The organism is Streptomyces sp. NPDC047002, from assembly GCF_040704505.1.
Lineage (GTDB): Bacteria > Actinomycetota > Actinomycetes > Streptomycetales > Streptomycetaceae > Streptomyces.
This window is the reverse complement of record NZ_JBEYWC010000033.1, coordinates 67,146-80,055: the sequence shown is the minus strand read 5'-3', so window position 1 is coordinate 80,055 and position 12,910 is coordinate 67,146. Positions and strand designations below refer to the sequence as shown.

The following is a 12,910-nucleotide window of genomic DNA, read 5'->3' as shown; positions in this document are numbered from 1 at the left end:
GACGTGGCGCGGCCCACCGCCAAGGCGTGCCTCGAACGCCTCGTGGTCGGGGGCCTGCTGCGCAGGTCGGCGCATAAGACGGCGACCCACGACTTCTCGGGCCCGCAGGTCTGCATCCGGCTCGAGGGCCGGGGCGCGACCAACTCCGTCACCGGCATCTGGACCAACCCGCCCGACTCGCTCGCGGCCCGTGCGGTCTCCCTCTTCCTCGACGGCAGGTTCGTCTCGACCGCGACGGCGACCCGCTCGGGCCGCGCCCTGACCCACACCTGGCCGAGCGGCGACCTGGGCAGCGGTACGCGGGTGTGCGTCACCTTCCAGGGCAGCGCCAGGTCCGCCTGCCAGACCACGGGCTGACGTCCCGCGGGCGCCGCGCCCGGCGGGTGTGCGGTCAGCCGACCACCGCGGCGTCGTCGTCCCTGCTGCTGCCGAGGCCGGTGGCAGCGGCGGCACCCACCAGGCCCGCGTCCGTGCCCGTCGTCGCCGGCACGACCTCGATGCCCTGGACGAACGAGAGCGTCGCGTACGCGCGCAGCCTGCGGCGCAGCGGGCCGAAGAGGACCTCGCCCGCCCTGCCCACGCCGCCGCCGATCACCACGATGTCGATCTCGACCAGCGTGGCGGTGGCGGCGATGCCCGCGGCCAGCGCCTGGGCCGCGCGCTCGAACGCGGCGGTCGCGACCGGGTCGCCCCCGGCCGCCGCCGCGGCCACCGCGGCCGCGGTCGCGTCGCCGTCAGGGCCAGGACGCCAGCCCGCGCCCGCCGCCCAGCGCGCGATGTTCGGGCCGCTCGCGATCCGCTCGACGCAGCCCCTGCTGCCGCACGGGCACAGGTCGCCGTCGAGGTCCACGCTGATGTGGCCGATGTGGCCCGCGTTGCCGGTGGGCCCCGGGTGCAGCGAGCCGCCGAGCACGAGTCCGCCGCCGACGCCGGTGGACACCACCATGCACAGGGCGTTGTCGTGGCCGCGCGCCGCGCCCTGCCAGTGCTCAGCGGCCGCGATCGCGACCCCGTCGCCCACCAGGGTCACCGGCAGGCCGCCGGTGACCGCGCGCACCCGCTCCACCAGCGGGAAGCCGCGCCACCCCGGGACGTTGACGGGGCTGACGGTGCCCGCGGCCGCGTCCACGGGGCCCGCGCTGCCGATACCGACCGCCGCAGCCCCGCCCCAGAGCGGGTCGGCCGTGAGCTCGCCGAAGACCTCCTCGACCGCACCCATGATCAGCTCGCCGTCCTCCGTGGCCGGGGTCGGGCGCTGCGCGCGCACGAGGATGCCGCCCTTTCCGTCCACCAACGCGCCGGCGATCTTGGTGCCGCCGATGTCGAGAGCGGCGACGTAGTCGGTATGCATCGGTGTGTGGTCTCCAGGGTCGGTACGGTCCCGGCGCTGCGCGGGGGCACGGAGGCGGACCTGCTGCTCAGGGAACAGTCTCCCGTCACCTGACAACGTTGTCCAGGGCCTATGCTCGTCGCCACAGCCGTTCAAGGCAAACCGACCCGACGACAGGACTGCGCACTGTGGCCGAATCCTCCCGCCGCCTCCGTCCCGAACCGCGCTACGGCACCAGGCCCACCATGAAGGACGTGGCGGCGCGCGCCGGTGTGGGGCTCAAGACGGTGTCACGCGTCGTCAACGGGGAGCCCGGGGTCACGCCCGACACCGAGCGGCGGGTGCAGGAGGCCATCGAGGCGCTGGGCTTCAGGCGCAACGACTCGGCGCGGGTGCTGCGCAAGGGCCGCACCGCGTCCATCGGTCTGGTGATCGAGGATCTGGCCGACCCCTTCTACGGGCCGCTGAACCGCGCGGTCGAGGAGGTCGCGCGGGCGCACGGCGCGCTGCTGATCAACGGGTCGAGCGCCGAGGACCCCGAGCGCGAGCAGGAGCTGGTGCTCGCGCTGTGCGCCCGCCGGGTCGACGGCCTGATCGTGGTGCCCGCCGGGCACGACCACCGCTATCTGGAGCCCGAGATCAAGGCGGGCGTCGCCACGGTGTTCGTGGACCGCCCCGCGGGCCGGATCGACGCGGACACGGTGTTGTCCGACAGCTTCGGCGGGGCGCGCGCCGGCACGGCGCACCTGGTGGCGCACGGCCACCGCCGCGTCGGCTTCATCGGCGACCAGTCCATGATCCACACCGCGGCCGAGCGGCTGCGCGGCTACCGGGCGGCGATGGCGGACGCGGGGCTCGTCATCGAGCCGGGCTGGATCTCGCTGGGCACCACCGACCCCGACCGGGTCAGGGAGGCGGTCGCCGCGATGCTCGACGCGCCCGACCCGGTCACGGCGATCTTCGCGGGCAACAACCGCGTCTCGGTGACGGTGGTGCGCGTCCTCGCGGGCCGCACCCGCCCGGTGGCGCTCGTCGGCTTCGACGACATCGAGCTCGCCGACCTGCTCGACCCCGGTGTGACCGTGGTCGCGCAGGACGCGTCCGCGCTCGGCCGCACCGCGGCGGAACGGCTGTTCCAGCGGCTGGACGGCGCGGCCGATGCGCCGGAGAGGGTGGTGCTGCCCACCCGGCTGATCACCCGTGGCTCCGGCGAGCTGCCCCCCGCGCGCTGAGCGGCCGTCGGCCCGCGGGGCCCCTCACGCCGAGGTGGTCAGGTCCGCGCGCCGGGGCGCGGCGTACGCGGTGAGGGCGGCCCTGTCGAGCCCGGTGCGCGCGGTGACCTCGGCGATGTCGAGGGCACCGCAGTCGAGCCCCCGCAGCAGGTAGCCGCTGAGCGCCTTCGCGGTGGCGGGCTCGTCGAGCACGCCACCGGTGGCGCGTGCCGCGTAGGCGGCAAGCCGCTCGGCCGCCGCGGGCAGGCCCTGCCGGTAGAAGGCGTAGACGGCCGCGTACCGGGTGGGCAGGTGGCCTGGGTGCATGTCCCAGCCCTGGTAGTAGGCGCGGGCCAGGGCGCGCCCGGTCAGCCCGTAGTGCAGCCGCCAGGCGTCGTGGACCTGGGCGCGGGTGCCGACGGGCAGCACGTTGGTGGAGCCGTCGCTGACCCGCACGCCGGTGCCGGCGGCGGCCACCTGCATCACGGCCTTGGCGTGGTCGGCCGCCGGGTGGTCGCTCGACTGGTGGGCCGCGCTGACGCCGAGGCAGGCGCTGTAGTCGAAGGTGCCGTAGTGCAGGCCCGTGGCGCGGCCCCCGGCCGCGTGGATCATACGGGCGACGGCGGCGGTGCCGTCGGCGGCGAGGATGGACTGGCTGGTCTCGATCTGGATCTCGAAGCCGAGCCAGCCCTGCGGCAGGCCGTGGACGCGCTCGAAGGCGTCGAGCACCTGCGCCATCGCGGCGACCTGCTCGGGGTAGGTGACCTTGGGCAGGGTCAGCACGAGCCCGTCCGGCAGGCCGCCGCCCGCGAGGAGCCCGCTGAGGAAGACGTCGAGGGTGCGCAGGGCGCGGTCGCGCACGGGTGCTTCGAGGCACTTCATCCTGATGCCCGTCCAGGGCGCGCCCGTGCCGTCGGCGCGGGCGGCGAGCACCAGGCGGGCGGCGCGCGCCGCCGCCTCGTCCTCCTCGGCGTCGCCGCGGTCGCCGTAGCCGTCCTCGAAGTCGATGCGCAGGTCCTCGACGGGTTCGCGGGCGAGCTTGGCGCGCACCCGGTCGTGCACGGGCTGCGCGAAGTCGTCGCCGAGGCCGAGGACCCGGGCGAACGCCTCCGCGTCCGGGGCGTGTTCGTCGAGCGCGGCGAGCGCCGCCGCGCCCCACCTGGCGGGGGTGTCGGCGGTGAGGGCGTCGGCGGGCACGTAGACGGTGTGGACGGGCTGCCGACTGCCGGGGTCACCCGGGTAGCGGCGGGCCAGTTCGGCGTCGACGGGCGCGAGGGCGGCGCCGACCTGCGCGCGTACGGCCTCCGGAAGGCTGGTGACGACGTGCTCCGCCTGCTGTGCCATGGACCCACTCCCTGTGTCGAGCCGCCGCGCCCTCTTCAACATTCTGTTGAACAGCGCTCCGACCGTAACGGGCGGCACCTGGGCCGTCAACGGTCTCCCGGCCGCGCGGGCACGCGAAGGGCCCGGGTGCGCGCGGTGTGCGTGCCGCGCGCCCCCGGGCCCTGCCGCCCGCCGTGCGGAGGTCAGCCCTTGCGGGCCTTGACCTCGTCGGTCAGCTGCGGGACGACGTCGAAGAGGTCGCCGACGATGCCGTAGTCGACCAGGTCGAAGATCGGCGCCTCGGCGTCCTTGTTGACCGCGACGATCGTCTTCGAGGTCTGCATGCCGGCGCGGTGCTGGATCGCGCCGGAGATGCCGGAGGCGATGTAGAGCTGCGGGGAGACGGACTTGCCGGTCTGGCCCACCTGGTTGGAGTGCGGGTACCAGCCGGCGTCGACCGCGGCGCGCGAGGCGCCCACCGCGGCGCCGAGCGAGTCGGCGAGCGCCTCGATGACCGCGAAGTTCTCCGCGCCGTTGACGCCGCGGCCGCCGGAGACGACGATCGCGGCCTCGGTCAGATCGGGACGGCCCGTCGACTCGCGGGGCTCGCGGGAGACGACCTTGGTGCCGGTGGCCGCCTCGGAGAAGGACACGGAGAGCGCCTCGGGCGTCCCGGCCGCGGCGGCCGGCTCGACCGGGGCCGAGTTGGGCTTCACGGTGACGACCGGAGCGCCCTTGGTGACACGGGACCTGGTGCTGTAGGCGGCGGCGAAGACGGACTGCGTGGCGACCGGGCCCTCGTCACCCGCCTCCAGGTCGACGGCGTCGGTGATCAGGCCCGAGCCGATGCGCACGGCGAGGCGCGCGGCGATCTCCTTGGCCTCGCCCGAGGAGGGCAGCAGCACGGCAGCGGGCGACACGCTGTCGTAGGCGGCCTTGAGCGCGTCGACCTTCGGTACGACGAGGTAGTCGGCGAACTCCGGCGCGTCGGCGTGCAGGACGCGGACCGCGCCGTGCTCGCCGAGCGTGGCGGCGGTCGACTCGGCACCGGCGCCGAGCGCGACGGCGACCGGCTCGCCGATGCGCCTGGCCAGCGTCAGCAGTTCGAGGGTGGGCTTGCGGACGGCACCGTCCACGTGGTCGACATAGACGAGAACTTCAGCCATGGGACTGCTCTCCTGCGGATGTGGCGTACGGGGGCTGGGGCGTTGCCGCTGAGCGGCGGCTCAGATGAACTTCTGCTCCGCCAGGTAGGCGGCGAGCTGCTTGCCGCCCTCGCCCTCGTCCTTGACGATCGTGCCCTGGGTGCGCGCGGGGCGCTCGGCCACCGCGTCGACTGCGGTCCAGGCGCCGCCGAGGCCGACCTCGTCGGCGTCCAGGCCGAGGTCGCTCAGGTCGAGCGACTCGACCGGCTTCTTCTTCGCGGCCATGATGCCCTTGAAGGAGGGGTAACGCGCCTCGCCCGACTGGTCCGTGACGGACACGACGGCGGGCAGCGCGGCCTCAAGGCGCTCGGTGGCGGCGTCGCCGTCCCTGCGGCCCTTGACGGTGCCGTCCTCGACGGACACCTCGGAGAGCAGGGTGACCTGGGGGACGCCGAGGCGCTCCGCCAGCATCGCGGGCAGCACGCCCATGGTGCCGTCCGTCGAGGCCATGCCGCACACGACGAGGTCGTAGCCGGTCTTCTCGACCGCCTTGGCGAGGACCAGCGAGGTGCCGACGGCGTCGGTGCCGTGCAGGTCGTCGTCCTCGACGTGGACCGCCTTGTCCGCGCCCATCGAAAGGGCCTTGCGCAGCGCGTCCTTGGCGTCCTCGGGACCGACCGTCAGGACGGTGATCTCGGCCTCGTCGGCCTCGTCGGCGATCTGGAGCGCCTGTTCGACCGCGTACTCGTCGAGCTCGGAAAGGAGGCCGTCGGCCTCCTCGCGGTCGACGGTCAGGTCGTCGGCGAAGTTCCGGTCGCCGGCGGCGTCGGGCACGTACTTCACACAGACAACGATCCTCAAGCTCACGCCAGCTCCCTTGCACGTCTGTCCGTCGTCCTCAACGGGCTGCTCTTGGTTTGAATGCAAGCATATGCGCCCGTTGACGCCGTGGTTCGGCGTCCGCGACGGGCCGCCGCGACTAGATATTACTCGCCAGTACGGCCATGTTCTTCCACCTGCTGCCCGCTGAGCAAGCGCTTGTAACTGTGACCTCAGTCGCGTGCGGGGCCGAGGGCGTGGAAGCTGCCCTGGTGGTACAGGAGCGGGCGTCCCGCCCCTGTCGGGTCGCCCGTGACGACCCGGGCGAGCACGATCCGGTGGTCGCCTGCCGGCACCCGCGCCTCGACCCGGCACACCAGCCAGGCCAGCACGCCGTCGAGCAGGGGCACGCCCTGCGGCCCCCTGCTCCAGGAGGTCGGCGGGCCGAACCGGTCGGCGCCGCTGCGCGCGAACCGCGCGGCGAGCTCCCGCTGGTGCTCGCCGAGGACGTGCACGCCGATGTGCTCGGCGTCGGCGAGCACCGGCCAGGACGAGGAGGTGGCGGACACGCCGAAGGACACCATCGGCGGCTCGGCCGCCACCGAGGTGAGCGACGTCGCGGTGAATCCGACCGGGCCCGCGCCGTACGCGGTGATCACGGCGACCCCGGCCGCGTGCCGGCGGAAGACGGAGCGCAGCAGCTCGGGCGAGGCGGGGGCCTGCCCGGGGCGCGCCGTGCCGGCCTCGGGCGCCGTCACCTGACGGCCTCGCCGAGCGCGGCGATCACATCGGCCCTGCGGGGCAGCCCCGCCGCCCTGCGCACGATGCGCCCCTGCGCGTCGAGCACCAGGACCGTCGGGGTGGAGGCGACCCGCAGCGCGCGCACCAGGCCGAGGTGGGCCTCGGCGTCGATCTCCACGTGCGCGACCCCTTCGACCATCGAGGCCACCTCGCCCAGCGTGCGCCGGGTGGCGGCGCAGGGGCGGCAGAAGGCGCTGGAGAAGTGCACCAGGGTGGCGCGCTCCCCGAGGCCGGTACCGAGCTCGGCCGCGCCGAGCCTCCGTACGCCGTGCTGCCCCTCCACCGTGGCCTCCCACTCCGAGCCGTCGTCGCGCAGAACCGGTCGCCCCGGACCGGCCATACCTACCCGCCCGGGCGCAGCGCGCACGCGGCCTGCGATTATTCCGGGTGCGGGGCGCCCGCGGGGCCGACGTGACGAGTATCTCCCGCCGTACGGCCGGTGAGGCTGGTCATGTCCCCGCGCATCGGGCACCATCGGCCCGACATGCCGAAGAAGAAGGGTTCCTCCAGATGCCAGAGCTCGTCTATCGGCCGGTCATCGGCTTCGTGCGGTCGGTCTTCGCCGCGCTGGACGTCAAGGTGGACGTGGACGGCTCGGAGAACATTCCGCGCACGGGCGGCGCCGTCCTCGTCAGCAACCACATCAGCTACCTGGACTTCGTCTTCGCCGGCCTGAGCGCCCTGCCGCAGAAGCGCCTGGTGCGCTTCATGGCCAAGGAGTCCGTCTTCCGGCACCGGGTCTCGGGCCCGCTGATGCGCGGCATGAAGCACATCCCCGTCGACCGCGACCGCGGCGAGAAGTCGTACGCGGACGCGCTGGCGTCGCTGCGCTCTGGCGAGGTCGTCGGGATCTTCCCCGAGTCGACGATCTCGCCGTCGTTCACGCTCAAGACGTTCAAGACCGGTGCCGTGCGGCTCGCCCAGGAGGCGGGGGTGCCGCTGGTCCCGATGGCGCTGTGGGGCTCGCAGCGGCTGTGGACCAAGGGCAGGCCGCGCAACTTCCGCCGCAGCCACATCCCGGTGACCGTGCGGGTCGGGGAGCGCCTTGAGGCGCCCGAGGGGCAGTACGCGGGCCCGATCACCCGGCGGCTGCGCGAGCGCGTGCAGGAGCTGCTCGAAGCGGCGCAGCGCGCCTACCCCGCACGGCCGAGGGACGCGGCGGACTCCTGGTGGCTGCCCGCCCACCTCGGCGGCACGGCCCCCACCCCGGCAGAGGCGCGCGAGGCGGGCGCCTGAGCCTCCGGGGTGCGGGGGCCCCGGCCCTTCCGCACCCCGGGTTAGGCCCGGCGGGTCAGGCGCCCGCCTCGCGCGCCATCTCGTCGGCGAGCGCCCCGACGAAGGAGTCGACGTCGTCCTCGGTGGTGTCGAAGGAGCACATCCAGCGCACCTCGCTTTCCGCCTCGTCCCAGAAGTAGAAGCGGAACTGCTTCTGCAGGCGGATCGCCACCTCGTGCGGGAGCCGCGCGAAGACGCCGTTGGCCTGCACCGGGTAGAGGATCTCCACGCCGTCCACCGCGCCCACGCCCTCGGCGAGGCGGCGCGCCATCGCGTTGCTGTGGCGGGCGCTGCGCAGCCACAGGTCGCCCGCGAGCAGCGCTTCGAGCTGCACCGAGACGAACCGCATCTTGGACGCGAGCTGGAGCGAGAGCTTGCGCAGCCGCTTCACCGCGCGGGCCGCCGCGGGGTCGAGCACCACGACGGCCTCGCCGAAGACCATGCCGTTCTTGGTGCCGCCGAAGGACACCACGTCCACGCCCGCGTCGGTGGTGAACTCCCGTACGGGCACGCCGAGCGACGCGGCCGCGTTGGCGATGCGGGCCCCGTCGAGGTGCACCGCCATCCCGTGCCCGTGGGCGTGCTCGCACAGGGCCCTGATCTCGTCGGGCGTGTACAGCGTCCCGTACTCGGTGGACTGGGTGACCGAGACGACCTGCGGCATGGCCCGGTGCTCGTCGTCGAAGCCGAAGGCCTGCCGGTCCACGAGCTCCGGGGTGAGCTTGCCGTCGGGTGTGGGGACCGTGAGGAGCTTGAGGGCGCCGACCCGCTCGGGCGCGCCGCCCTCGTCGGTGTTGATGTGGGCGCTCTCGGCGCAGATGACGCCGCCCCAGCGGTCGACCATCGACTGGAGGGCGACGACGTTGGAGCCGGTGCCGTTGAAGACGGGGAACGTCTCGGCCGCGGGCCCGAAGTGGCCGCGCACGACGTCCTGGAGGTGTGCGGTGTAGTCGTCCTCGCCGTAGGCGGTCTGGTGGCCGCCGTTGGCGAGGGCGAGGGCGGCGAGCACCTCGGGGTGCGCGCCCGCGTAGTTGTCGCTGGCGAAGCCGCGCACCGCGGGGTCGTGACGGCGGCGGGCGTCGGTCTCGCCCGCCGCCGGGGCGTTCAGGGTCGGTTCGGTTCCGGCGTCAGCCACAGACGGTGTCCATTCACTTCCTGTGCGGGCCGGTCCCAGAGTCCGGCGACGGCCTCGGCCAGGTCCCTGACGTCCGTGAAGCCCGCGAACTTCGCATCGGGGCGCTCGGCGCGCATCGCGTCGTGCACCAGTGCCTTGATCACCAGGATCGCAGCCGCCGCGCGGGGCTCGGCGTCGCCCCCCGCCTTCGCGGCCCTGCGGAAGGAGTCGCCGAGGGCGAGCGTCCAGGCCTCGGCCGCGGCCTTGGCGGCCCCGTAGACGGCGTTGCCCGCCGTGGGTTTGGTCGCACCGGCCGCGCTGACCAGGGCGAACCGTCCGTCGCCGCTGCGCAGCAGGGCGTCGTGGAAGGCGAGGCTGGTGTGCTGGAGGGTGCGCACGAGCAGCCTGTCGAGCAGGTCCCAGTCGGCGAGGTCGGTCTCGCCGAAGGTCCTCGCGCCGCGCCAGCCGCCGACGAGGTGGACGAGGCCGTGGACGGCGCCGTGCGCCTTCTCCGCGCGGCCGGCCCAGTCGCGGGCGGCTGCGGCGTCGAGGAGGTCGACCTGCTCGCCGGTGACGCGGGGGCTGCCCGCGTAGGCGGCGGCCGCGACGACCTCGTCGAGCCGCTCGCGGTCGGCGTCGGCTGCCAGGACCGTGGCGCCCGCTGCGGCGAGCCGCAGCACGGTGGCGCGGCCCGCGGGGCCCGCGGCCCCCGCGACCGCGACCACCCTGCCGTCCAGGGAGTGCGGGGCGGGCGCCTCGACGCGCTCGGCCGGGGTGGCGCCGCCCTCGGCGGCCGGTGTGGTGTCGCTGCTCATTCCGCTCCCCTGGTCTCGTCCGTACCGCCGGTCACCGTACGCGGCTCAGGCGGCGTGCGCCCGGTCGGCGGCGGCAGGCCCCGACGAGGCCGCGGTGATGCCCTTCGTGGAGGCCACGACGTTCTTCAGCTTCTTGGCGAGGGCCTCGTAGAACATGCTGAGCGGGAACTCGTCGGGCAGCACGTCGTCCACGAGCTTGCGCGGCGGCTGCGTCAGGTCGAGGGCGTCGGGGCCCTTGTTCCAGCGCGAGCCCGGGTGCGGGGCGAGGTAGGTGGAGACGAGTCCGTAGGCGGCGAACCAGTGGACCAGCTTCGGGCGGTCGATGCCGGCGCGGTAGAGGTCCTCGATCTCGGTGCAGAGCTCCTTGGTGACCTCGGGGGCGCGCTCCCAGTCGATGCGCAGGGTGTTGTCCGTCCAGCGCACGACGTCGTGCCGGTGCAGGTAGGCGAAGAGGAGCTGGCCGCCGAGGCCGTCGTAGTTCTTCACGCGGGAGCCGGTGACGGGGAAGCGGAACAGCCGGTCGAAGAGGATCGCGATCTGCACGTCGCGGCCCTGCGGCAGGCCCTCGGCCTCCAGGGCGACCGCCTCGCGGAAGGCGTTGAGGTCGCAGCGCAGCTCCTCAAGGCCGTACATCCAGAACGGCTGGCGCTGCTTGATCATGAACGGGTCGAACGGCAGGTCGCCGTGGCTGTGCGTGCGGTCGTGGACCATGTCCCACAGGACGAACGCCTGCATGCAGCGCTCCTGGTCGTCCAGCATGGCGCGCACGTCGTCCGGCAGGTCGATGGAGAGCAGGTCGACGGCGGCGGCCGAGACGCGGCGGAAGCGCGCCGCCTCGCGGTCGCAGAAGATGCCGCCCCAGCTGAATCGTTCCGGCACCTCGCGCACGGCGATGGTCTCGGGGAAGAACACCGCGGAGTTGGTGTCGTAGCCGGAGGTGAAGCCCTCGAAGGTGATGCCGCAGAAGAGGGGGTTGTCGTAGCGGGTGCGCTCCAGCTCGGCCAGCCAGTCGGGCCAGACCATGCGCAGGACGACCGCTTCGAGGTTGCGGTCGGGGTTGCCGTTCTGCGTGTACATGGGGAAGACGGCGAGGTGCTGGAGGCCGTCCACGCGGTGCGCCGCGGGCTGGAAGGCCAGCAGCGAGTCGAGGAAGTCCGGCACGCCGAAGCCGCTCTCGGCCCAGGCCCGCAGGTCGGCGACGAGGGCACGGTGGTAGGCGGCGTCGTGCGGCAGGAGCGGCGAGAGCCGCTCGACGGCGGCGCTGACGCGGTCGATGGCCGCGCGTGCGGTCTCCCTCGCGGGGGCGGGCTCGGCGTCGAAGTCGATGGAACCGTCGGGCGACTGCCAGGGCCTGATCTCCTCGACGGCACCCTTGAGCTCGGCCCACGCCGGGTGGTCGACCACCCTCGGGGCGTCGGATGTGGCCGTCTCGGCGGCACCCTGCACAAGAATTTCCGTCATGACACTTCCTCCACGGGAGAACCTCGCGTTAAGACACCGTATAAGCGAACGGTTCTCCACCACAAGGCGAGACCGGCACATCATCCTGCCCGACCCCGCCGATCGCCGTGGAATGTCCTGCCGCGACCGCCGTACGGGCTTGCATCCGCAGCCGCGCGGGCCGCGTCGGCCCCGGTGGGCGTCTGCCCGTTAGGCTGCCGGTCACGCGGCCCGGGCGCCGGGCCCGGGCGCCGCCGGACGGAAGAAGAGAGCCTTGACGTTCCCCACCATTGGCCACCGCGGTGTGATGGGAGTCGAGCCCGAGAACACCCTGCGGTCGTTCCTGCGCGCCGAGCGCGTGGGCATGGACGCGATCGAGCTCGACCTCCACCTCAGCAAGGACGGCGCGCTCGTCGTCATGCACGACACGGAGGTGGACAGGACGACGGACGGCAGCGGATCCATCGCCGAGCTCACCCTCGCCGAGCTGAAGGAGCTGGATGCGGGCGGGGGCGAGCGGGTGCCGGTCTTCGAGGAGGTGCTCGACGCGGTCTCCTCCCCCATCCAGGCGGAGATCAAGGACGCGGCGGCGGCGCGTGCGCTCGCCGCCGTGATGCACGAGCGCGCCCTGGTGGAGCGGGTCGAGGTGTCGTCGTTCCACGACGAGGCGGTCGCCGAGATCGCGCGCCTGGTGCCCGGGGTGCGCACGGTGCTGATCGCCAGCCGCTGGGGCGGCGACGTGCTCGACCGGGCGAAGGCGGTGGGCGCGGCGACCGTCGCGCTCAACATCCGCAGGCTGACGCTCGAGACGGTGGAGCGCGCGCACGCCGAGGGGCTCAAGGTCCTCGGCTGGGTGGTCAACACCGAGGGCCACCTGCGGCTCGCGCACGCCCTGCGCATCGACGGGGTCACCACGGACCGGCCGGAGATCCGCGAGGCGACCAGGGCCGAGGGCTGAGACACCCGCCCCGGGGCGCGGCGGTTGCCGCGGCCCCGGGGCGGGTCAGCGTGCGGCGCCCGCGTCCACCGGCTCGGCCCCGCCGGCGGCCGCCTCACCGGTGAGCGGCTTGACCAGCAGCTCGAACTCCAGGTCGTCCCTGGTGGGCAGACCGAACCGCTCGTCGCCGTACGGGAAGGGCGTCAGGTCGCCCGTACGCCGGTAGCCGCACCGCTCGTACCAGGCGATCAGCTCCTCCCGCACGGTTATGACGGTCATCTGCATCTCGCGCGCGTCGAGCTCCTCGCGGGCGACGCGCTCGACCTCGGTGATCACACGGCGGCCGACCCCGCCGCCCTGGAGTCCTGGGCGCACGGCGAACATCCCGAAGTAGGCAGTGCCGTCCCCCCGGTCCGCCAGCTGGCAGCAGGCCACGAGGGCGCCGTCGCGCTCCACGGCGATCAGCCTGCTCGACGCGGACTCGACGACGTCGAGCACGCCCTGCCTGTCGGTGCGCTGCCCGCCCAGGATGTCCGCCTCGCTGGTCCAGCCCGCCCGGCTCGACTCGCCCCGGTAGGCCGACTCCACCAGGGCGACGACCGCGTCCACGTCGTCGGGGGTGGCGTCGCGGTAGGTGAGCGGTCCTGGCTGCGGCTGCATGGCGCGGGAGTCCTTCCTGCGGCGGTACGGGGATCGTCCG

13 protein-coding genes and 1 pseudogene are annotated in these 12,910 nt (G+C 73.9%); 4 read left to right on the top strand and 10 right to left on the bottom strand.

All coding sequences use genetic code 11. The annotated features are described in order from the left end of the window. Positions 1–357: pseudogene (locus AB0910_RS25705) on the top strand (hypothetical protein); the annotation flags it as partial. Positions 358–391: 34 nt separating this feature from the next. Here the strand turns inward: AB0910_RS25705 and AB0910_RS25700 are convergent. Beyond that, complete coding sequence (locus AB0910_RS25700) at positions 392–1,351, bottom strand: ROK family protein (protein WP_366747005.1); 960 nt, start codon at positions 1,349–1,351, stop codon at positions 392–394. A gap of 167 nt (positions 1,352–1,518) precedes the next feature. Here AB0910_RS25700 and AB0910_RS25695 point away from each other — a divergent pair, with 167 nt between their 5' ends. Continuing rightward, complete coding sequence (locus AB0910_RS25695) at positions 1,519–2,562, top strand: LacI family DNA-binding transcriptional regulator (protein ID WP_366747004.1); 1,044 nt, start codon at positions 1,519–1,521, stop codon at positions 2,560–2,562. 24 nt (positions 2,563–2,586) lie between these two features. On the opposite strand, the gene AB0910_RS25690 is transcribed toward AB0910_RS25695, so the two are convergent. The 5 genes from AB0910_RS25690 to AB0910_RS25670 form a co-directional block, all read right to left on the bottom strand. Next, positions 2,587–3,885, bottom strand: coding sequence for an aldolase (locus AB0910_RS25690; protein ID WP_366747003.1), 1,299 nt, complete (start codon positions 3,883–3,885; stop codon positions 2,587–2,589). A gap of 182 nt (positions 3,886–4,067) precedes the next feature. Next, on the bottom strand, positions 4,068–5,030 hold the full coding sequence (locus tag AB0910_RS25685; protein WP_366747002.1) for an electron transfer flavoprotein subunit alpha/FixB family protein: 963 nt from the start codon (positions 5,028–5,030) through the stop codon (positions 4,068–4,070). Between the two features lie 60 nt (positions 5,031–5,090). Continuing rightward, positions 5,091–5,876, bottom strand: coding sequence for an electron transfer flavoprotein subunit beta/FixA family protein (locus AB0910_RS25680; RefSeq protein ID WP_366747001.1), 786 nt, complete (start codon positions 5,874–5,876; stop codon positions 5,091–5,093). 185 nt (positions 5,877–6,061) lie between these two features. Further along, positions 6,062–6,586: a flavin reductase family protein gene (locus tag AB0910_RS25675; protein WP_366747000.1), complete on the bottom strand. Its 525-nt coding sequence runs from the start codon at positions 6,584–6,586 to the stop codon at positions 6,062–6,064. Next, entirely contained in the window at positions 6,583–6,969 is a 387-nt protein-coding gene (locus tag AB0910_RS25670; RefSeq protein ID WP_366746999.1) for a thioredoxin family protein, read from the bottom strand. The genes AB0910_RS25675 and AB0910_RS25670 overlap by 4 nt, the downstream gene beginning before the upstream one ends. Before the next feature lie 170 nt (positions 6,970–7,139). On the opposite strand from AB0910_RS25670, the gene AB0910_RS25665 reads away from it, so the two are divergent. Next, entirely contained in the window at positions 7,140–7,865 is a 726-nt protein-coding gene (locus AB0910_RS25665) for a lysophospholipid acyltransferase family protein (RefSeq protein ID WP_366746998.1), read from the top strand. A gap of 55 nt (positions 7,866–7,920) precedes the next feature. Here AB0910_RS25665 and AB0910_RS25660 read toward each other — a convergent pair whose 3' ends face one another. From AB0910_RS25660 to AB0910_RS25650, 3 genes are read right to left on the bottom strand one after another with little or no spacing between them, the layout of a single operon-like run. Next, the gene (locus AB0910_RS25660) at positions 7,921–9,012 is read right to left on the bottom strand and encodes a low specificity L-threonine aldolase (RefSeq protein WP_366747009.1); all 1,092 of its coding nucleotides are present in this window, start codon (positions 9,010–9,012) and stop codon (positions 7,921–7,923) included. Further along, entirely contained in the window at positions 9,009–9,833 is an 825-nt protein-coding gene (locus tag AB0910_RS25655; protein WP_366746997.1) for an SDR family NAD(P)-dependent oxidoreductase, read from the bottom strand. Before AB0910_RS25655 ends, AB0910_RS25660 begins: the two co-directional genes overlap by 4 nt. A gap of 45 nt (positions 9,834–9,878) precedes the next feature. Continuing rightward, complete coding sequence (locus AB0910_RS25650) at positions 9,879–11,294, bottom strand: DUF6421 family protein (protein ID WP_366746996.1); 1,416 nt, start codon at positions 11,292–11,294, stop codon at positions 9,879–9,881. Positions 11,295–11,580: 286 nt separating this feature from the next. Between AB0910_RS25650 and AB0910_RS25645 the strand changes: the two genes are divergently transcribed. Continuing rightward, positions 11,581–12,231, top strand: a complete 651-nt coding sequence (locus tag AB0910_RS25645) for a glycerophosphodiester phosphodiesterase family protein (protein ID WP_366747008.1) — start codon at positions 11,581–11,583, stop codon at positions 12,229–12,231. 45 nt (positions 12,232–12,276) lie between these two features. On the opposite strand, the gene AB0910_RS25640 is transcribed toward AB0910_RS25645, so the two are convergent. After that, positions 12,277–12,870: a GNAT family N-acetyltransferase gene (locus AB0910_RS25640; protein ID WP_366746995.1), complete on the bottom strand. Its 594-nt coding sequence runs from the start codon at positions 12,868–12,870 to the stop codon at positions 12,277–12,279. Between the last annotated feature and the right edge of the window lie 40 nt (positions 12,871–12,910).